A 19,573-nucleotide genomic window follows, 5' to 3' on the forward strand; every position below is an offset into this window, starting at 1 on the left:
ATGGAATCATTGATTCAAACTTATCTACCAAATGTCTATAAGATGGGCTGGGCTGGTCAGGCAGGCTGGGGAACAGCCATCTACCTAACTCTTTATATGACAGTTCTTTCTTTCATCATCGGAGGGTTCTTGGGGTTGGTAGCAGGTCTTTTCCTCGTCTTGACAGCGCCAGGCGGTGTCTTGGAAAATAAGGTTATCTTCTGGATTTTAGACAAGATTACCTCTATTTTCCGCGCGGTACCATTTATCATCCTCTTGGCAATCATGTCGCCACTTTCTCACTTGATCGTTAAGACTAGTATCGGGCCAAATGCAGCCCTTGTCCCCCTTTCTTTTGCGGTCTTTGCCTTCTTTGCCCGTCAGGTGCAGGTTGTCTTGGCTGAGCTGGATGGCGGTGTCATTGAGGCAGCTCAAGCGAGCGGAGCGACCTTCTGGGATATCGTGGGTGTTTACCTATCAGAAGGTCTTCCAGATTTGATTCGTGTGACGACAGTGACCTTGATTTCCCTTGTTGGGGAAACAGCCATGGCGGGAGCAGTTGGTGCTGGTGGTATTGGTAACGTAGCCATTGCCTATGGATTCAACCGTTACAATCACGATGTGACTATCTTGGCAACCATTATTATCATTTTGATTATCTTTACAATCCAGTTCTTGGGAGATTTCTTGACCAAGAAACTAAGTCATAAATAATGGAAGGAGTTCAACGGGACTCCTTTTTGTTTTCTCACCGAACTGCAAGAAGGATAAAGCTTCTTTTTAGAAATATGCTATAATAAACAAAGGTCCCCAATTAGCAAATCAGAAACTTTGCTGTAGAAGGGATGATAATGTAAAGGAGTTTGGCTGGTATGAATTATTTTGAGGGGAATGAGTTTTTCCTTCTCTTATTTGTAGTTTTACTGATTGGTTTTGTGGTAAACTTTTTTGAAAAACGTAAGGACTACTATATTTTGGCGCTCTCCCTCTTATTTGCAGGAGCTATCTATGGTAAGAGTCGAGCGATGATTGTCTATTTGCTCGTCTTTATTGTTTACCAGTATTTTCTGGTTTTTCTAGCACAGCGGATAGAGGCAAAGTGGCTGAAATCACTGGTTTTCCTTTCCATTCTTCCTTTGGTAATCAATAAAGTCTTTGCCCTGACTTCTCTGCATTTGTTGGCCTTTATTGGAATTTCTTACATGTCCTTTAAGACCATTCAGATCATGCTAGAGATATCGGATGGCTTAATCAAAGAAAAAATCAGTGCAAAAGATTATCTACAGTTTTTGCTCTTTTTCCCAACAGTTAGTGCTGGTCCAATTGATCGGAGTAGGAGATTTTTAAAAGAGATGAACGAGGTCATGCCACGAAAAGAGTATCTAGAATTAGCAGGGGACGGTGTGTATCGTATCGTTCTAGGCCTCCTTTACAAGATTGTTTTATCAACCTATGTTTACCAGATGTTACTCGCTCTAAATAATACGGACATAGTCGTTTATTCAATCAAGTATATGTACCTCTATACCTTGTATCTGTTCTTTGACTTTGCCGGCTACAGTCTAATGGCCGTTGGAAGTAGTAACATTCTAGGTATTCAGACACCGATGAACTTTAACAAACCTTTCTTGAGTGTTGATATCAAAGATTTCTGGACCAGATGGCATATCACCTTGTCGACCTGGTTGAGAGATTTTGTATTTTCAAGAGTATTGATGCAGGTTATCAGGAAAAAATGGTTTAAAAATAGACTACACAATGCAACCTATGCCTATATGGTCAATATGTTGGTCATGGGTTTTTGGCATGGTCTTAGTGTTAGTTACATTGTCTATGGTTTTTACCATGGTGTCTTGATGGCTGGATTTGAAGTGTATCAAAAGAAAAGCAATTTTTATAAGAAAAATAAAAACAAAAACTGGTATAAGCTACTAAGTTGGTTTGTGACCATGAATTTGGTTATGATTGGTTTCTTTATCTTTTCAGGTGAACCCTATAAAATCTTACTGACGACTTTAAAGAGATAAGAGATTGAGAAGAAATCGGACAGATCGAAGGGATAGGATAAAACGAGATGATTAAATTAAAAGCATTTTTACTATCGCTTGTGCTCGTAATTGCGACGCTTGCCCTTTTAAATGTGACGTATGTCAAGAAGATTGATGATTATTATAAAGTCAAGGATAACAGTATTCGTTACAGCACTTCATATGAAAAGTATAAAAGTAGAGATATTCTAACAAGCAATATCACCCCCAATACACTGGTTCTAATGGGTTCCTCAGAGTTGGTTGCAACGATAAATGAAGACTATCATCCAAATAAAATTTTTAACTACAACGATTTTAATATCATGCAGATTGGGACTAGTTATTCTCAAAACATCATTCAGGCCTCTACTTTAGCTTCTATTGAAGGATCTATGAGTAAGCGAAAAGTAGCTATAGTAGAGTCTGTTCAGTGGTTTGAAAAAGATGGGACCCATCAAGATGCCTTTTTGAACAAGGCTTCTCAGGAACATATTTTCCACATGCTAGATAATGACAAGATTAGTAAAGAAACGAAAGAAAAACTAATCAATCGCATTATCGAGATTACCAAGGGGAACAAGCAACAAAATGACATCTACAAAAAATACAAAAGTTATTTCATAGATGGAAAAGGAACCATTGTTGATAAAAAAATATTAGAGTTTGAGAACGCGATGTATTCCTTTAAGCTCAAACAGACTTTTTATCAAAAACATGCCAAATCAGATTATCCTTCGCTAGGAGACAAAACCCCAGACTATGATTGGCAGAAGATGACGGATCAGTTTGTGGAAGAGGTCAAAAAGAAAACAGACAATAATGACTATGCTGTTGATAATAACTACTACAATACTTACTTAAAAGATCGCTATGCATCGCTGAAAGATTCTAATAAAGATTTGAGCTATCTAGAATCACCAGAGTATTCTGATATGGAACTTTTCTTGACAGTTGCCAAAGAATTGGGAATTGAAGTTGAGGTTATTATTTTCCCAGTAAACGGGAAATGGAACGACTACACAGGAGTCTCAAGAGAGATGCGAGAAAAAACTTATAAAAAAATAGAAGATGTTGCAAAAAGCCATGGTGCAACCGTATTAAACTATGGAAACAGAGAGTATGATGATTACTTTTTATTTGACGTGATGCACGTTGGAGTGAAAGGATGGATGGAAGTTGAAAAAGAACTTTACAAATTTGCAAACCAAGCTAACTAACACACATCGTTTAATCTTGTGGACACTATTTTTCTATACGGTTATCTTGAGCATCGTGATTTATTGTTTTGTGACCGATTTTTCGAATATTCAAGAATTTATCTATAGTGAATTTTAAGACTATATACAAAAAGGCCCTGGAACTATGCATTGCTAGTCTTCAGGGCTTTTACCTTATAGTTTATCAGCTATTTTTTGACTTAGAAATTGCCCAACCACAGCCCCAATCAAGGCACCTAGGAGGATGCTTGAAACAAAGAGAAGGATTTTGTCCAACTCTGGAGCGACCATGATACGGTCAATGTATTCTTGGGATTTCCCACGCGCAAGTAAGGTAGCCACGTAAGCTTTGGGACGGATCCACATGAGGAAGATAGGACCACTTGTGCTAAAAGCAAAGACGAGGAAGGAGAGGGTGTTTTTGATTCGGTCTTTGTAGTTTCCGAGACGAGCGATGGCATCTGCTGCAAGACCGCAGGCGATAGCTGGTAGAAAGGCTCCAGCGCCGTGTTTGCTAGCTAGGAAGAAAAGTGCCATAAAAAATCCTAGAGTGGTGATAGCACCAAAACGAGGGACCTTCGCCAAAAGAAGCATATAGACACTGCCACCGACAAGGGCAGAAAAGGCAGGTGCGTAGAACATATTGCCTGTTTGGTCGACCAGGTGTCCTAGGAAGACTCCAATCCCTAGACAGAGGAAATAAAGGACGACAGCTAAGAGGGTGGTTAAGATATTTTTCTTCATGAGAATCTCCTTGATGCGAATTAACAAAACCAATTGTATCACGCTTTTTGAGGATTGTAAATGGGAGTTCTATATTTTTGAAAACGTTTGAAATATGATATAATAGTTACATCGTTAGTTTAAGGAGAGTAGCATGGGAAAATTTCTAGAATTCGTCTTTAATCGTATCTTTTTGGGAATGATTGCGACGGCTTATTTCTGGCTATTAACACTAGCAGGAGGAGTGATCTTTGGTTTGGCCCCAGCTAGTGCTACCCTGATGAGTTTGTATGCGGAGCATGGGTATACTTATCGAGCCTACCATTTGAAAGAAGCTTGGGAACTATATAAGAGTAACTTTGTCAAGAGCAATCTGGCTTTCTATAGTTTTGTGTTTGTGGATCTTGTCCTAGTTTATGGTTTATACCTTCTAGTTCAATTGCCCCACCAGACGATTTTCCACCTCTTGGCGACCTTTCTCAATGTCCTTGTAGTCGCTCTTGTCTTTCTAGCCTATACTGTTTCCTTGAAACTGCAGGTGTACTTTGATTTATCCTACCAAAACACCTTAAAACTGTCCCTTATCGGGATTTTTATGAGCTTACCTGCGATTGCCAAGGTTTTACTCGGGTCCGCTCTCCTTGTAGGAGTTGGTTATTATATGCCTGCCTTGCTCTTTTTTGTAGGAATTGGAATGTGGCATTTCTTTATCAGTGATATGTTGGAACCTATTTATGAAAGTATCCATGAAAAATTGGCGACAAAATAGAATGAAGCAGTTCTGGCTTCACTCTCTCTTAAGGATTTATAGTTTGGTTATGATCGTGGTCATTGCTAGTTTTGCGATTATGCTATCGTATGCTGACTGGGACTCACGTGAGAAAGAGGCCCAACGGGTTGCAGAACGTGTGACCACTCGGACAGTGAGTGAAGTGGAATACTATCACAGAGAGTCAACACAACTTGCTCAGTCTTTGGTTGAAAATCAGGCCCGCATCGAAGGGATTTACAAGTATTTCAGTCTCAGCACACCAGACTATTTCTACTGGCAATTAGAGCGTAAAACTTCACCTTATATCTCGGTTTCCCTGTATGAAAATATTGATGACCTCTATGTTCGAAATGATTTTGTGACTGGAGTGGCTATTGTTCTTCAGGACTACAAGGAAGTCTATGTTTCGACTAGAGAAAAACGCAGTGGAGAGAAAATTCCTGCGGAGGATTTTAAGCCGACAGCCAATAGTTTTGCCATTCCTGTTTCCGATCCTGTGTCTGACAAGGATTTAGGAGTGATTTATATCTCCCTATCCCCAGATGTTTTACATGGCGCTATTGACAATACTCGGGGTCATATCCCAATGGCTGTAACAGTAACTTCGCCTTTTGAGACTGAGATGTTCCATATTGGGGAGAAGGTCTCAGCCGAGCGAGAAAACTGGTTTGTAGGTGTCACCTCTCACGGTTATCAGGTTCGAGTTGCTGTTCCTAAAAATTTTGTTCTTACAGGAACTTTGACGAGTTCAGCTGTCATTATTGGGCTAAGTATTCTCTTTATCATCATTTTGTACGTGACTCTTAGACAGACTTTTTCAAATTACCAAAAGCAGGTCGTAGACCTAGTAGATTCGATCGAGGTGATTGCTCAAGGAGAAGAAGGCCTTCGAATCGATACCTCTGAAAAAGACCAAGAGTTGCTTCTCATTGCAGAAACAACCAATGATATGTTGGATCGCTTGGAAAAAAATATCCATGATATCTATCAGCTAGAGCTCAGTCAAAAAGATGCCAATATGCGAGCTCTGCAAGCTCAAATCAATCCTCACTTTATGTACAATACTCTAGAGTTTTTACGGATGTATGCCGTCATGCAAAGTCAGGATGAACTGGCAGATATTATCTATGAATTTAGCAGCTTGTTACGCAACAATATCTCTGACGAGCGGGAAACGACCTTGAAGCAGGAGTTGGAATTTTGCCGAAAATATAGCTATCTCTGTATGGTACGTTATCCTAAATCCATTGCTTATGGTTTCAAGATTGAACCAGAATTGGAAGAAATGAGGATTCCAAAATTTACACTCCAACCATTAGTAGAAAACTACTTTGCCCATGGTGTTGACCATCGCAGAACGGATAATGTCATCAGTATCAAAGTCTTGAAGGGCCAAGGCTTTGTTGAAATCCTAGTGGAAGACAATGGTCGGGGAATGTCCGCTGAGAAACTAGCTAGCTTGCAAGAAAAATTAGCTCAGAGAAGTTTTGAACACGAGGCAAGCTATAGTGGGGAGCGGCAATCAATTGGAATAGTAAATGTACACGAACGCTTTGTTCTCTACTTTGGGGATCGCTACCAAATCAGTGTAGAGTCAGCTGAGCAAGAAGGTGTTCGTTACCATATCATTATCCAGGATGAATAGAAAGGGTAGAAATGTATAAAGTTTTATTAGTAGACGATGAGTACATGGTGACAGAGGGGCTCAAGCGATTAATCCCCTTTGAAAAATGGGATATGCAAGTCGTCGCAACAGCTAATCACGCAGATGATGCTTTGGACTATATTAAGAAAAATCCAGTAGATGTGGTCATTTCCGATGTCAACATGCCAGATAAGACCGGACTTGAGATGATTAGGGAAATGAAAGAGCTACTTCCAGATACCTATTATATCTTGCTGTCTGGTTATCAGGAGTTTGAGTACGTTAAAAAAGCCATGAACCTTAGTGTCGTGGATTATCTGGTTAAGCCAGTAGACAAGGTGGAGTTGGGCAATTTATTAGAAAAGATTGCGCAACAGCTTCAGGAAAAGGTGGAACAAAGTCAGACCCTCAGTCAAGAATTGGATGAGACAGGATTTACTAACTACCTGTCAGGTAAAGACAGCTGGTGGATAGGACTTTCAAAGGAAAAGCGGGGCTCTTTTACCATTCCTTACTATGTTTTGGGGCAAGACTGGCAGATTTTCATATCTGATCAACCACTAGATGGCATCGTTGTGACACCATTTGAAGCACCTTACCAGCAGTCCTTTGAGAATTGGAAGATCAACGCTGAAAAAGCCCTCTTCTACGGTTCAGTTAATCTAGAAAAATCCGAGAGTTTGTTTTCTTATTATGAGCCGATTTATCGGGTGATTATCCAAGGGAATATCAATCAAATCATCGAAGAATTAACCCTGCTAGAGAAGGTTGTTTTGAAGAATACCCCGCGCGTGGCCATCACAAAGCAGCTCTTCACTCAGTTTGTCATGGATGTCTTTCATTTATTTGAACACCTAAAAGCAGATGATATGACCGAGATTGTCAAAGCTATCCATGCCATTAACACCTTTGAAGAATTGGTTGCCTATATCAAAGAAACCTTGACCAAGTTCTTTGGCCAGTACCGCATGAATGAAAATGTGGTGAGCGTTCTGGAGGTGATTGGGCGTGATTATCAGAAAGAGCTCTCGCTTAAGGATATTAGCAAGGATCTCTTTATCAATCCTGTCTATCTCGGTCAGCTGATCAAGAGGGAAACCAACTCAACCTTTGCGGAATTGCTCAATAAACAGCGAATTAAGGCAGCGCAGCAACTCTTACTTTCGACCAGTGATAGCATCGAAGATATTTGCTATGCAGTTGGCTATAGTAATGTTGGATATTTCTACAAGGTTTTCCGTAAATTGTGCGGAAAATCACCGAAAGCTTATCGGAAACAAGTTGAAACCAGCTTGTAAAAGTTGTATTCCTGTACAAAAAATGCTATAATGTTCAAAATATCTTATGGAGGAAAACATGAAAAAGAATCCTATTTATCTTTGGGTCTTGTTAGTCCTATCAGCCCTCATTTCATCTATGTCATTATTTGGAATCTTGAGTCCATTGCCAAGTAAAGATGTGCTTCGTGCTAGCCTGGCGAATAGCGGGACGCTTACTGCTCAGCAATTAGAAGACGCAGTCAACTATACTTACCAAGTAACAGCGTCATCGCACTCTATTTTTAATATGTTGTTGATTGTTTTATCTGCAATTTTAGTTGTAGTAGCTTTTGTATTTCTCCTACGTAAAAATGTGCAATTCGCAAACTATGCTTATATTGGCTATGTTCTACTAGCGATTGTTGGTTTGGTTTATAGCTATATGAACGTTCAAGATGCGGTTCAATTAATCAAAGATTCTACCCTCGGCCTAGGAATGGGAGCATTAGCACAAGGAACGAATATTTTGTTCATCATTATCAATGTTCTCTTTTTAGCCTTAGTCTTTTACAAGATGTGGCGCCAGCAAAAGGATTTGACCGAAGAAGTCGAAGCAGAAGAAGTTGCCTAAGTATTGACAAAAAAGAACTATCAAGTTACAATCTTGGTAGTTCTTTTTTAAATCGTAAACAAAAAATCGAGGTCAACATGAAAAAAATATCCCTAGTGTATATCAGTCTGAGTGGGAATACAGAGAGTTTTGTAACCCGACTCAAGGACTATCTCTTGTCTCAGTATGAGGGAATTGAGGTCCAAAAAATCCATATCAAGGATTTGGTCAAGGAAGGGAAAGATTTCTTTGAAATGGAACATCCCTATGTCGCTTTCTTGCCGACCTATCTGGAAGGTGGAAATGGTGTCGATAACGGCGATGTTGAGATTCTAACGACTCCAGTGGGCGACTTTATCGCTTATGGAGACAATGCTAGTAAGTGTTTTGGGGTAGTGGGATCTGGCAATCGCAATTTTAACAATCAATACTGCCTGACAGCCAAGCAGTATAGCCAGCGCTTTGGCTTCCCGGTCCTAGCAGACTTTGAAATGCGTGGTATGCTGGGAGATATTAAAAAAGTCGCAGCGATTATCGCGGACTTGTATGAGTTAGAAACAGAAAAATAAAGTAGTACTGAGGGGCAGTTGAGATTTTCAACTGCTTTTGAGTATGCAAAAAGCACCCCCGTAAGGGTGCCATTTTATATACTATCCTGCTTTTCCGATGGCAAGTGCATAGATAAAGAAAATAGCAAAGCCAAAGAGGAAAATCAATCCTGCGATAGCGAGGAGTTTTAGCCAGGAAGGAAGATTTTTATTCTCACGTGTCACCAATACATAGTTCAAAAGAGCGAAGAATGGTGTTGTCAGGAAAGAACCGATCATGGCAAAGCGAAGCATGGTTGAAACTTGTCCAGCAAAGAATTTAATAATTACGATACCAATGATAGCGGTAATGGTCATCCAGATGTTCAAAGATTTGCGAGTATCCTCTTTTTGACGAATCAAGAGTCGTAGCGATTCCTGATTGACACGAGAGTAGCCATCGATAACGGTGATGACCGTTCCAAAGATACAGAGAAAGGCGATAAAGGTAATCAAATAACGAGACCATTCTCCAAGAACAGAGGCATACATACCCACAAACTGAGAAATGTACTTGGCTGAAGCGGCTTCAACTGCTTGTCCTGTAGGATACTGAATAAGCGCTCCTAGTGCCACGAAGAATACAGCTAGGATAGCAGTTCCAATGTAACCAACGTTAAAGTCGAAAAGGGCGTCCTCTGTATTAAAGTTGACAGTCTTTTTCTTTTCAGCAGACCAGAGTGAATTGATGGCTGAAATTTCAATAGGAGCAGGCATCCATCCTAAGAGGGAAACGATGAAAGGGAGGGCCGCCATTTGCCAAGGTGTCTTTTCGACAAAATCAGAGCTATATTCTGGATGCTTAATTGCTGCAATGATAACTGCAAGAACTGTTGCAATGGTCAAAGCGGACATGATCCATTTTGCCATACCATCCAATAGTTTGTAGCCACCAAAGAGTAGCATGGCCCAAATGACTGCAACAAGGATAAGGGACCATTGAGTGATGCTAAGTCCAATCATTGGGAAGGCGCTAGCGATGATGGCTGAGCAAAGGATAGCGACTCCAGCTGTATTGACCATAGCAGAGAAGACATTGAGGACAAAGAAAATCCAGAGATAGAACTTGCCTTTTTCAGCGTAGCCTTCGACCAAGGTTTTACCAGTATCAGCAGTATATTCTGCACCAAAACGGAAAAATGGATATTTAAAAACATTGGCCAAGATAACCAATAGGAGTAGTGACCAACCATAAGAACCACCAGCTTGAGTAGAGGATACAATGTGAGAACCTCCAACGGCAGCAGAAGCCATCAGGATTCCTGGCCCCATTGCCTTTAGTTTGCTTGCCCAGGTTGACTGGTTTGATAACGTAACTTGTGACATAATAAACGCTCCTATTTTTGAATTTTCAGAATAATCTGAATAGATAGCTACTATTCTACAAAAAACTTAAAAGAAATGCAAGGCCATTTTGAAAAAATATAGAAAATTACAGAAAAATTTTACATGCATTAATGAAATTTCTCCAAGGGGAATATGGTAAGCCTAAAAAATCCGAGAAGAAAGCTTCTCGGATTTCGGTTATTTCAATTGATCTGTGACGTCTTTTGAGAGCAACATTCCCAGATGGTAAGTTTTATTGATATGTGCAATGACATCATTGATATTTTCAGTCATGTGAATTTTTTCTTTGATGTCAGACCTAAATGTCTCGTCCTTCAAGAGTTGCTCTTGGTAGAGTCTTTGAAGTCTTTCCTTCTCGTACTTATTGAGCAGAAAAAGGAAAACCAAGCTAAGTACAACGAGGATATAAGCATATTGGCTCATAAGGAATCTCCCAGTGTGATAAATAGTAAAAGTGAATAAATTGTTTCATTGAAATGCTACAATGCCGAACAAAATATAAATGTTATCTTGCATCAATCTTTCAGATCGCTTTCAAGTAATTTAAAAGATTACGACATGAGCCTAACCGAATCGATATTATTTGGTTAGGTGAATTAGTGAAGCGTTTGGGCAACTCGTACTGGTTACGACGTAAAGAAACATAAATCGACAATATTTATGTTTCTTTACTAGTGAGGCGCCTAGCCAAAGTCCGAATAGGATTTGGTGTTAGTTACTTAGATTGCTTCGCAATCAAGTAACTTTGGCGATTTACATCTTCTCCGGCGCTTCTACTCCGAGCAAACGAAGAGCTTCTTTGAGGACCACTGCGGTTGCGTAGCTGAGGGCTAGACGGCTGTCGCGCTCAGGACTTTCATCTAGGATACGTGTATGTGCATAGTACTTGTTGAAAGCTTGAGCCAAACTAATCGCAAATTTCGCAATGATAGAAGGTTCAAAGTTATCTGCTGCACGATTGATAATACGTGGAAAGTCTTGGAGTAGTTTAATGATTTCCCAGCTTTCAGCATCGTTCAGGCTGTAGTTGCCAGCGGTATCTGGTTTGAAATCGGCTTTGCGCAAGATAGATTGGATACGAGCGTAGGCGTATTGAACGTAAGGTCCAGTTTCTCCTTCAAAGGATACCATAGCTTCAAGGTCGAAGTCATATCCATTTGTACGGTCGGTCTTAAGATCATAGAACTTGATAGCCCCAACTCCAACAGCGTGGGCAACCTGGTCTTTATTTTCTAACTCAGGATTTTTCGCTTCGATTTGGGCCTTGGCACGACTAACAGCCTCTGCAATAGTAGGCTCTAGCAAGATGACATTTCCTTTACGAGTAGAGAGTTTTTTCCCTTCTTTTGTTACCAATCCAAACGGAACATGGACAATGTCTTGGAACCAATCGTAGCCCATCTCTTGTAATACTGCCTTGAGTTGTTTGAAGTGGGCAGATTGCTCTTGACCAACAACATAGATGGATTTTGCAAATTGGTATTCCTTTTTACGGTAGAGGGCTGCAGCCAAGTCACGTGTGATATAGAGAGTTGCACCATCAGATTTTTTGATAAGGGCTGGATGTTCAATTCCATATTTCTCAAGATTGACAACTTGAGCCCCTTCTGACTCAACAAGAAGTCCTTTTTCAGCGAGAATATCTACAACAGCATCCATCTTATCGTTGTAGAAGGCTTCTCCGTTGTAGCTGTCAAATTCAACTTGTAATTCATTGTAAAGGCGGTTGAATTCCACTAAACTTTCATCACGGAACCATTGCCAGAGAGCGAGGGCTTCCTCATCTCCATTTTCCAGTTTGCGGAACCATTCGCGTGCTTCTTCATCCAAGCTAGGGTCTTTTTCAGCTTCAGCATTGATGCGAACGTAGAGTTTAAGAAGTTCATCGATTGGATGCGCTTTAACGGCTTCCTCATTTCCCCATTTCTTGTAGGCAACGATCAACATTCCAAACTGTTTGCCCCAGTCTCCTAGGTGGTTGACCTTGACCGTTTGATAACCGATTTTTTGAAAAATATGTGATAAGCTATCTCCGATAACTGTTGAACGCAAGTGCCCAATAGAGAATGGTTTTGCGATATTGGGACTAGACATATCGATAACGATATTTTCTTGCTTGCCAATGGTTTGGTCAGCATAGTGCTCTTTTTCAGTGATAACATCCTGTAATACCTGAGCCGAAATAGCCGATTTATCAAGGAAAAAGTTGACGTAAGGTCCAGTAGCAACAACCTTTTCAAAGGCTTGACTATTGATTTTTTCAGCAATATCTGCTGCAATCATTTGAGGAGCTTTACGCTCGACCTTTGCTAGAGAAAAGGCAGGGAAGGCGATATCTCCCATTTCTGAGTTTTTAGGTGTTTCCAGTAAATTTAAAATAGCCTCTTGGTCCAGGCTATCAATGACGCTAGCCAACTCGCTAGCAATCAATTCTTTTGTATTCATAAGGGCTCCTTTTGGGCTTTTTTACTATTTTAACACAATTTACTACATTTTTTGAGAAAGAAAAGAATTTTTTTGAATTATCTAGTTTTTTTGGTATAATGTAGTTATAAAATAAATGTAAAACTTGTTATAAATATTCACTTAAGAGGATAATATGAGAAAAAGAGAACGGCATCAGTTGATTAAAAAGATGATCACCGAAGAAAAACTTGGGACACAAAAAGAGATTCAAGATCGTTTAGAAGCTCGTAATGTTTACGTGACACAAACGACTTTGTCGCGTGATTTGCGTGAAATCGGCTTGACCAAGGTTAAGAAAAATGATATGGTGTATTATGTACTAGCAAATGAGACAGATAAGATTGATTTAGTTGAGTTTTTGTCTCATCATTTAGAAGGAGTTGCAAGAGCAGAGTTCACCTTGGTACTTCATACCAAACTTGGGGAAGCTGCAGTCTTAGCAAACATTGTAGATGCAAACAAGGATGAATGGATTTTAGGAACGGTTGCTGGTGCTAATACCTTATTGGTTATTTGTCGAGACCAGCACGTTGCCAAGCTGATGGAAGATCGTTTGCTAGATTTGATGAAAGATAAATAAGGTCTTGGGAGGTGCTCTCAAGACTTATTTTTAGCAAGGAGAGACGGAAAATGGCAACAGAAAAGCTATCACCCGGCATGCAACAGTATGTGGATATTAAGAAACAATACCCAGATGCTTTTTTGCTTTTTCGAATGGGTGATTTTTACGAGTTGTTCTATGAAGATGCAATTAATGCAGCACAGATTTTAGAAATTTCCTTAACGAGTCGGAATAAAAATGCAGAAAATCCGATACCTATGGCGGGCGTCCCCTATCATTCTGCCCAACAGTATATCGATGTTCTGATTGAGCAGGGCTATAAGGTAGCCATAGCCGAGCAGATGGAAGATCCCAAACAAGCAGTTGGTGTTGTCAAGCGAGAGGTGGTCCAGGTCATCACACCTGGAACGGTCGTTGATAGCAGTAAGCCGGATAGTCAGAATAATTTCTTGGTTTCCTTAGATTGTGATGGCAATCAATTTGGTCTGGCTTATATGGATTTGGTGACGGGTGACTTTTATGTGACGGGGCTATTGGATTTCACGTTGGTTTGTGGGGAAGTCCGTAACCTCAAGGCGCGAGAAGTGGTGCTGGGTTATAACTTGTCTGAGGAAGAAGAACAAATCCTCAGCCGTCAGATGAATCTGGTGCTTTCTTATGAGAAGGAAGGCTTTGAGGATATTCATTTACTAGATTCACGTTTGGCAGCTGTGGAGCAAGCGGCAGCTAGTAAGCTGCTCCAGTATGTTCACCGGACCCAGATGCGGGAATTGAACCATCTCAAACCAGTTATCCGCTATGAAATCAAAGATTTCTTACAGATGGACTTTGCGACCAAGGCTAGTCTGGATTTGGTTGAGAATGCCCGTTCAGGTAAGAAGCAAGGGAGTCTTTTCTGGCTTTTGGATGAAACCAAAACAGCTATGGGCATGCGGCTCTTGCGTTCTTGGATTCATCGTCCTTTGATTGATAAGGAGCGAATCGTCCAACGTCAAGAGGTGGTGCAGGTCTTTCTTGACCATTTCTTTGAGCGTAGTGATTTAACGGATAGCCTCAAGGGTGTTTATGACATCGAACGCTTGGCTAGTCGGGTTTCTTTTGGCAAGACCAATCCCAAGGATCTCTTACAGTTAGCGACCACCTTGTCTAGTGTGCCACGGATTCGTGCGATTTTAGAGGGAATGGAGCAACCTGCTCTAGCCTATCTCATCGAACAGTTGGATGCCATTCCTGAGTTGGAGAGCTTGATTAGTGCAGCGATTGCTCCTGAAGCTCCTCATGTGATTACGGAAGGTGGTATTATCCGGACTGGATTTGATGAAACCTTGGATAAATACCGTCGAGTGCTCAGAGAAGGGACCAGTTGGATTGCTGAGATTGAGGCTAAGGAGCGAGAAAACTCTGGTATCAGCACGCTTAAGATTGACTACAATAAAAAGGATGGCTACTATTTCCATGTGACTAATTCGCAACTGGGAAATGTGCCAGCCCACTTTTTCCGCAAGGCGACGTTGAAAAATTCGGAACGCTTTGGTACCGAGGAATTAGCCCGTATCGAGGGAGATATGCTGGAGGCGCGCGAGAAGTCAGCCAACCTAGAATATGAAATCTTTATGCGTATCCGTGAGGAAGTCAGCAAGTACATCCAGCGTTTGCAGGCTCTAGCCCAAGGAATTGCAACGGTTGATGTCTTGCAAAGTCTAGCAGTTGTGGCTGAAACCCAGCATTTGATCCGACCTGAGTTTGGAGACGATTCACAAATTGATATCCAGAAAGGGCGCCATGCTGTCGTCGAAAAGGTCATGGGAGCTCAGACCTATATTCCAAATAGTATCCAGATGGCAGAAGATACGAGTATTCAGCTAATTACAGGGCCCAACATGAGTGGGAAGTCAACCTACATGCGCCAGTTAGCCATGACTGCGGTTATGGCCCAGCTGGGTTCTTATGTGCCGGCAGAAAGCGCCCATTTGCCGATCTTCGATGCCATCTTTACCCGTATCGGAGCAGCAGATGACTTGGTTTCAGGTCAATCAACCTTCATGGTGGAGATGATGGAGGCCAACAATGCCATTTCGCATGCGACCAAGGATTCCTTGATTCTCTTTGATGAATTGGGACGCGGAACTGCAACTTATGACGGGATGGCTCTTGCTCAATCCATCATCGAATACATCCATGAACATATCGGAGCCAAAACCCTCTTTGCTACCCACTACCATGAGCTGACCAGTCTGGAGTCTAGCTTGGAACACTTGGTCAATGTCCACGTGGCAACCTTGGAGCAGAATGGGCAGGTCACCTTCCTTCACAAGATCGAGCCAGGACCAGCTGACAAATCCTATGGTATTCACGTTGCTAAGATTGCTGGCTTGCCAGCAGAACTTTTAGCAAGGGCGGATAAGATATTGACTCAACTGGAGAATCAAGGGACGGAAAGTCCTGCTCCGATGAGAGAAACAAGTGATGTTACTGAACAGATGTCACTTTTTGACGCGCCTGCAGAGCATCCTATCCTAGCAGAATTAGTTAAACTGGATGTTTACAATATGACACCTATGCAGGCTATGAATGTCTTGGTCGAGCTCAAACAAAAGTTATAAAAAGAATCCCACTCATGCATTTGTGAGTGGGATTTTCTCTATTACTTTTTATGGGCCAAAAGTTGATTGATGTGGTCCACTTTTTTTGCTTCTCTTTTATAGAGAATAACCCAGATGATGAGGTAGACGATCGCAAACTCTGGAATGAGCTGGAGATAGAAGGTCCAGTGGAAGGGGAACCAACCAGCCAGAGTTGCTAGTGGAACAAAGCCAGCCAGCATGAGGAAGAAATGGGAAAGTGTGGCACGGAGCAGGCTCCAGTCACGATTGAATAAGCGGCTGCCAAAGCTAAAGAGAACGCCGATAGCTGACCAGATAATCGTGCAGTAGAGCAAGACCAGGGCACCATGAACCTGATGTTGAACCATCACTTGGCCGATAAGAGACTCGGGACTCAGTGGGGCATAGGTATTTGGTGCATAAATGAGTGAAAAAAGGATAGAGAGGATGAGGCCGATAAGTACACCAGTGGCTGCATCGTGAAAGATTTGTTTTTTCATAGTTCTAATTTCTCCTTGATGGTTTTTAGGTAGCGGCGTGAAGAGTAGGTGAAGCTTTCGTTTTTTAAGAAAATTTCAACCAGACCGTTGGGCGTGAGCTTGAGATGAGAGATGGAGTCGATATTGACGATTTCAGATTGGGAAATTTGGATAAAAGTGGTCGGTAGAATTTCAAGAACTTGATAGAGTCGCAAATCAATGCTGTAGGTCTGACTCGACGTTTCTGCTAGAACCTTGCGATTCTCGATATAGAAGCGTTGTATCTTACCAATCTTAACTAGATAGACCTGATCATCAATCTTTCCTTTGATTGTTTCTTTTTGGTCAAGATTTTCAGCGAACTCGATGACTTTCTGGACTTTTTCGGTCGGCTGAGGAGTTTGGACAATCAACTTTTCCTCCTCGTAAGTCTCTTTAATCTGTAGTTCTACTTTCATAAATTTCTCTCCTTATATTTCATACAAAATTGTGATCACTTCTTGTACACCTTTATTAAACACTATTTTACGACCCATGGCAAGAGCTTTTGTCTATGTGGAGAGATTTGGAGTCTATGTGGTATTTGCTTTTTCTGATAGCATTTGAAATATGGTATAATAGCACTAATCAATTTCTAGGAAAATAGATACAGAAAGGGGCTGAAAGATGTCTCATATTATTGAATTGCCAGAAGTGTTAGCAAACCAGATCGCGGCAGGGGAGGTTATCGAACGTCCTGCCAGTGTGGTCAAAGAGTTGGTAGAAAATGCCATTGACGCGGGTTCTAGCCAGATTATCATTGAGATTGAGGAAGCTGGTCTCAAGAAAATTCAAATCACCGATAATGGTCATGGAATTGCCCACGATGAGGTGGAGTTGGCCTTGCGTCGCCATGCGACCAGTAAGATAAAAAATCAGGCAGACCTCTTTCGGATTCGGACGCTTGGTTTTCGTGGTGAAGCCCTGCCTTCTATCGCTTCTGTCAGTGTGCTGACTCTGTTGACGGCGGTGGATGGTGCGAGTCATGGGACTAAGTTAGTCGCGCGTGGAGGTCAAGTTGAGGAAGTCATCCCAGCGACTAGCCCTGTAGGAACCAAAGTTTGTGTGGAAGACCTCTTTTTCAACACACCTGCCCGTCTCAAGTATATGAAGAGCCAGCAAGCGGAGCTGTCTCATATCATTGATATTGTCAACCGTCTGGGATTAGCTCATCCTGAGATTTCCTTCAGTTTGATTAGTGATGGCAAGGAAATGACGCGGACAGCAGGGACTGGTCAACTGCGTCAAGCCATCGCAGGGATTTATGGTTTGGCGAGTGCTAAGAAGATGATTGAAATTGAGAACTCTGACTTAGATTTTGAAATTACAGGTTTTGTGTCTCTGCCTGAGTTAACTCGAGCAAATCGTAACTATATCAGCCTCTTCATCAATGGCCGCTATATCAAGAACTTCTTGCTCAATCGCGCTATTCTTGATGGTTATGGAAGCAAACTCATGGTAGGGCGTTTTCCACTGGCTGTCATTCACATCCATATTGACCCCTATCTAGCTGATGTCAATGTCCATCCAACTAAGCAAGAAGTGCGGATTTCTAAGGAAAGAGAACTGATGGCGCTGGTTTCAGAAGCTATTTCAAATAGTCTCAAGGAACAAGCCTTGATTCCTGATGCTTTAGAAAATCTTGCCAAGTCGACCGTGCGCAATCGTCAAAAGGTAGAGCAGACCATTCTCCCACTCAAAGAAAATACGCTCTACTATGAAAAAACAGAACTCTCAAAACCTAGTCAAGTTGAGGTGGCTGATCACCAGGTTGAATTAACTGAGGAGGGTAGGGACCTAACTCTGTTTGCCAAGGAAACCTTGGACCAGCTAACCAAGCCCGCAAAACTGCATTTTGCAGAGAGAAAGCCTGCTAACTATGGCCAATTAGACCATCCAGAGTTAGATCTTGCTAGCCTCGATAAGGCTTATGATAAGCTGGAGCGAGAAGAAGCATCGAGTTTCCCAGAGTTGGAGTTCTTCGGACAGATGCACGGGACTTATCTTTTTGCCCAAGGGCGAGATGGACTCTACATCATAGACCAGCACGCGGCTCAGGAACGAGTCAAGTACGAGGAATACCGTGAAAGCATCGGCAATGTTGACCAGAGCCAGCAGCAACTCCTAGTGCCCTACATCTTTGAATTTCCTGCGGATGATGCGCTTCGTCTCAAGGAAAGAATGCCTCTTTTAGAGGAAGTGGGTGTCTTTCTAGCAGAGTACGGAGAAAATCAATTTATCCTGCGTGAACATCCTATTTGGATGGCAGAAGAGGAGATTGAGTCAGGCATCTATGAAATGTGTGATATGCTCCTTTTGACCAAGGAAGTTTCGATCAAGAAATACCGAGCAGAGCTGGCTATCATGATGTCCTGCAAACGGTCTATCAAGGCCAACCATCGCATCGATGACCACTCAGCCAGACAACTCCTTTATCAGCTTTCTCAATGTGACAATCCTTACAACTGTCCCCACGGACGTCCTGTTTTGGTGCATTTTACCAAGTCGGATATGGAAAAAATGTTCCGACGAATTCAGGAGAATCATACTAGCCTCCGTGAGTTGGGGAAATATTAAGAACACAAAAAGCCTTTGTTTTTTCCAAACAAGGCTTTTTAGCTTTTCTATGGTGGGAATTTTGAATGGACATGGCAACTTGCCATGAGGTTTACACTTGCTTGACAAGAAAAAGTAATGAGAAATATGATTCAATTGACTCAAGGTTTCATAGAGTCGTCTTGGTTTGAGGGATTCTCAAGACCAATCACTTTATCAAGATAACGTTGTTTGGTTTTGAGAGTCTTGCTGATAGCAATCGCTGAAGCAATCAAAAGAACGAAGGTCAGCCAAATCCAGGCGGTGAACTCGGCTGGAAAACTAGAACCAGCTAAAAAGAGATAGATAGCCAGAGCTAAGACGAAAATATAAATCACTTGCCAAAGACCAAAGGATTTAACCTCCTTATAGTATTTGTCCTTGTCTTCCTCAAAAATTACTGCTGTGGAATCTTTTTCAGAGTTTTCATCCAGTAGCAGATAGTCAGTTGTCACTTGAAAAATCTTGCTTAATTCAATGATTTTTTCGATTTCAGGAAAGACTTGTCCAGACTCCCATTTTGAGATGCTTTGCCGAGAAACATTGATTTGTTCAGCTAGCTTTTCCTGGGACCAACCTTTTTCCTTTCGGAGCTCAAATAGTTTTTCTGTGAGTTTCATGATTCTATCCTCCTTTTTCTACCTCTATCCTAACAATTTT

18 protein-coding genes are annotated in these 19,573 nt (G+C 41.5%); 11 read left to right on the plus strand and 7 right to left on the minus strand.

Going from position 1 to position 19,573, the window contains the following annotated elements:
* The 3 genes from BWR56_RS00750 (at position 1) to dltD (ending at position 3,226) form a co-directional block, all read left to right on the plus strand.
* Positions 1–693, plus strand: coding sequence for a methionine ABC transporter permease (locus BWR56_RS00750; RefSeq protein WP_000444640.1), 693 nt, complete (start codon positions 1–3; stop codon positions 691–693).
* A 158-nt stretch (positions 694–851) separates the two neighbouring features.
* Positions 852–2,006, plus strand: a complete 1,155-nt coding sequence (gene dltB, locus BWR56_RS00755) for a D-alanyl-lipoteichoic acid biosynthesis protein DltB (RefSeq protein WP_049504643.1) — start codon at positions 852–854, stop codon at positions 2,004–2,006.
* Between the two features lie 47 nt (positions 2,007–2,053).
* Positions 2,054–3,226, plus strand: a complete 1,173-nt coding sequence (gene dltD / locus BWR56_RS00760; RefSeq protein WP_076984264.1) for a D-alanyl-lipoteichoic acid biosynthesis protein DltD — start codon at positions 2,054–2,056, stop codon at positions 3,224–3,226.
* A gap of 174 nt (positions 3,227–3,400) precedes the next feature.
* Here dltD and BWR56_RS00765 read toward each other — a convergent pair whose 3' ends face one another.
* A complete protein-coding gene (locus tag BWR56_RS00765; protein WP_076984265.1) occupies positions 3,401–3,970 on the minus strand; it encodes an MptD family putative ECF transporter S component in 570 nt (189 codons plus the stop codon).
* Positions 3,971–4,103: 133 nt separating this feature from the next.
* Between BWR56_RS00765 and BWR56_RS00770 the strand changes: the two genes are divergently transcribed.
* The 5 genes from BWR56_RS00770 (at position 4,104) to nrdI (ending at position 8,804) form a co-directional block, all read left to right on the plus strand.
* On the plus strand, positions 4,104–4,718 hold the full coding sequence (locus tag BWR56_RS00770) for a YesL family protein (RefSeq protein WP_076984266.1): 615 nt from the start codon (positions 4,104–4,106) through the stop codon (positions 4,716–4,718).
* Positions 4,696–6,366, plus strand: a complete 1,671-nt coding sequence (locus BWR56_RS00775) for a sensor histidine kinase (RefSeq protein WP_081390683.1) — start codon at positions 4,696–4,698, stop codon at positions 6,364–6,366. Before BWR56_RS00770 ends, BWR56_RS00775 begins: the two co-directional genes overlap by 23 nt.
* Before the next feature lie 11 nt (positions 6,367–6,377).
* Positions 6,378–7,664, plus strand: coding sequence for a response regulator transcription factor (locus BWR56_RS00780; RefSeq protein ID WP_076984268.1), 1,287 nt, complete (start codon positions 6,378–6,380; stop codon positions 7,662–7,664).
* Between the two features lie 58 nt (positions 7,665–7,722).
* Complete coding sequence (locus BWR56_RS00785; protein WP_070569410.1) at positions 7,723–8,256, plus strand: ABC transporter permease; 534 nt, start codon at positions 7,723–7,725, stop codon at positions 8,254–8,256.
* A 77-nt stretch (positions 8,257–8,333) separates the two neighbouring features.
* Positions 8,334–8,804 carry a class Ib ribonucleoside-diphosphate reductase assembly flavoprotein NrdI gene (nrdI, locus tag BWR56_RS00790; protein ID WP_070837149.1) on the plus strand — a complete coding sequence of 157 codons (471 nt, stop codon included), beginning with the start codon at positions 8,334–8,336 and terminating at the stop codon, positions 8,802–8,804.
* An 81-nt stretch (positions 8,805–8,885) separates the two neighbouring features.
* On the opposite strand, the gene BWR56_RS00795 is transcribed toward nrdI, so the two are convergent.
* From BWR56_RS00795 to argS, 3 genes are all read right to left on the minus strand, one after another.
* The gene (locus tag BWR56_RS00795) at positions 8,886–10,148 is read right to left on the minus strand and encodes an NRAMP family divalent metal transporter (protein WP_076984269.1); all 1,263 of its coding nucleotides are present in this window, start codon (positions 10,146–10,148) and stop codon (positions 8,886–8,888) included.
* A 198-nt stretch (positions 10,149–10,346) separates the two neighbouring features.
* Positions 10,347–10,592 carry a MarR family transcriptional regulator gene (locus BWR56_RS00800; RefSeq protein WP_076984270.1) on the minus strand — a complete coding sequence of 82 codons (246 nt, stop codon included), beginning with the start codon at positions 10,590–10,592 and terminating at the stop codon, positions 10,347–10,349.
* A 330-nt stretch (positions 10,593–10,922) separates the two neighbouring features.
* A complete protein-coding gene (gene argS, locus BWR56_RS00805; protein ID WP_049478944.1) occupies positions 10,923–12,614 on the minus strand; it encodes an arginine--tRNA ligase in 1,692 nt (563 codons plus the stop codon).
* Positions 12,615–12,768: 154 nt separating this feature from the next.
* On the opposite strand from argS, the gene argR reads away from it, so the two are divergent.
* Complete coding sequence (gene argR, locus BWR56_RS00810) at positions 12,769–13,215, plus strand: arginine repressor (RefSeq protein WP_001231483.1); 447 nt, start codon at positions 12,769–12,771, stop codon at positions 13,213–13,215.
* Positions 13,216–13,265: 50 nt separating this feature from the next.
* The gene (gene mutS, locus BWR56_RS00815) at positions 13,266–15,800 is read left to right on the plus strand and encodes a DNA mismatch repair protein MutS (RefSeq protein WP_076984271.1); all 2,535 of its coding nucleotides are present in this window, start codon (positions 13,266–13,268) and stop codon (positions 15,798–15,800) included.
* 41 nt (positions 15,801–15,841) lie between these two features.
* Here mutS and BWR56_RS00820 read toward each other — a convergent pair whose 3' ends face one another.
* Positions 15,842–16,300 (minus strand): DUF3021 domain-containing protein, encoded by a 459-nt coding sequence (locus BWR56_RS00820; RefSeq protein WP_070695986.1) that lies wholly within the window; start codon positions 16,298–16,300, stop codon positions 15,842–15,844.
* Complete coding sequence (locus tag BWR56_RS00825) at positions 16,297–16,737, minus strand: LytTR family DNA-binding domain-containing protein (protein WP_076984272.1); 441 nt, start codon at positions 16,735–16,737, stop codon at positions 16,297–16,299. The genes BWR56_RS00820 and BWR56_RS00825 overlap by 4 nt, the downstream gene beginning before the upstream one ends.
* 208 nt (positions 16,738–16,945) lie before the next feature.
* On the opposite strand from BWR56_RS00825, the gene mutL reads away from it, so the two are divergent.
* The gene (mutL, locus tag BWR56_RS00835; protein WP_065371519.1) at positions 16,946–18,895 is read left to right on the plus strand and encodes a DNA mismatch repair endonuclease MutL; all 1,950 of its coding nucleotides are present in this window, start codon (positions 16,946–16,948) and stop codon (positions 18,893–18,895) included.
* 140 nt (positions 18,896–19,035) lie between these two features.
* Here the strand turns inward: mutL and BWR56_RS00840 are convergent, their stop codons facing one another.
* A complete protein-coding gene (locus BWR56_RS00840) occupies positions 19,036–19,533 on the minus strand; it encodes a helix-turn-helix domain-containing protein (RefSeq protein ID WP_065371520.1) in 498 nt (165 codons plus the stop codon).
* Positions 19,534–19,573 lie beyond the last annotated feature (40 nt).

Origin of the sequence: Streptococcus oralis, from assembly GCF_001983955.1 — a bacterium.
GTDB lineage: Bacteria > Bacillota > Bacilli > Lactobacillales > Streptococcaceae > Streptococcus > Streptococcus jiangnanensis.

Excerpts from the sequence above, each read along its gene's own strand:
- nrdI (WP_070837149.1), top strand. The coding sequence starts at position 8,334 with ATGAAAAAAATATCCCTAGTGTATATCAGTCTGAGTGGGAATACAGAG.
- BWR56_RS00795 (WP_076984269.1), bottom strand. The coding sequence starts at position 10,148 with ATGTCACAAGTTACGTTATCAAACCAGTCAACCTGGGCAAGCAAACTA.
- BWR56_RS00800 (WP_076984270.1), bottom strand. The coding sequence starts at position 10,592 with ATGAGCCAATATGCTTATATCCTCGTTGTACTTAGCTTGGTTTTCCTT.
- argR (WP_001231483.1), top strand. The coding sequence starts at position 12,769 with ATGAGAAAAAGAGAACGGCATCAGTTGATTAAAAAGATGATCACCGAA.
- BWR56_RS00770 (WP_076984266.1), top strand. The coding sequence starts at position 4,104 with ATGGGAAAATTTCTAGAATTCGTCTTTAATCGTATCTTTTTGGGAATG.
- BWR56_RS00780 (WP_076984268.1), top strand. The coding sequence starts at position 6,378 with ATGTATAAAGTTTTATTAGTAGACGATGAGTACATGGTGACAGAGGGG.
- argS (WP_049478944.1), bottom strand. The coding sequence starts at position 12,614 with ATGAATACAAAAGAATTGATTGCTAGCGAGTTGGCTAGCGTCATTGAT.
- BWR56_RS00820 (WP_070695986.1), bottom strand. The coding sequence starts at position 16,300 with ATGAAAAAACAAATCTTTCACGATGCAGCCACTGGTGTACTTATCGGC.
- BWR56_RS00775 (WP_081390683.1), top strand. The coding sequence starts at position 4,696 with ATGAAAAATTGGCGACAAAATAGAATGAAGCAGTTCTGGCTTCACTCT.
- mutS (WP_076984271.1), top strand. The coding sequence starts at position 13,266 with ATGGCAACAGAAAAGCTATCACCCGGCATGCAACAGTATGTGGATATT.
- BWR56_RS00840 (WP_065371520.1), bottom strand. The coding sequence starts at position 19,533 with ATGAAACTCACAGAAAAACTATTTGAGCTCCGAAAGGAAAAAGGTTGG.
- dltB (WP_049504643.1), top strand. The coding sequence starts at position 852 with ATGAATTATTTTGAGGGGAATGAGTTTTTCCTTCTCTTATTTGTAGTT.
- BWR56_RS00785 (WP_070569410.1), top strand. The coding sequence starts at position 7,723 with ATGAAAAAGAATCCTATTTATCTTTGGGTCTTGTTAGTCCTATCAGCC.
- mutL (WP_065371519.1), top strand. The coding sequence starts at position 16,946 with ATGTCTCATATTATTGAATTGCCAGAAGTGTTAGCAAACCAGATCGCG.
- dltD (WP_076984264.1), top strand. The coding sequence starts at position 2,054 with ATGATTAAATTAAAAGCATTTTTACTATCGCTTGTGCTCGTAATTGCG.
- BWR56_RS00825 (WP_076984272.1), bottom strand. The coding sequence starts at position 16,737 with ATGAAAGTAGAACTACAGATTAAAGAGACTTACGAGGAGGAAAAGTTG.
- BWR56_RS00765 (WP_076984265.1), bottom strand. The coding sequence starts at position 3,970 with ATGAAGAAAAATATCTTAACCACCCTCTTAGCTGTCGTCCTTTATTTC.
- BWR56_RS00750 (WP_000444640.1), top strand. The coding sequence starts at position 1 with ATGGAATCATTGATTCAAACTTATCTACCAAATGTCTATAAGATGGGC.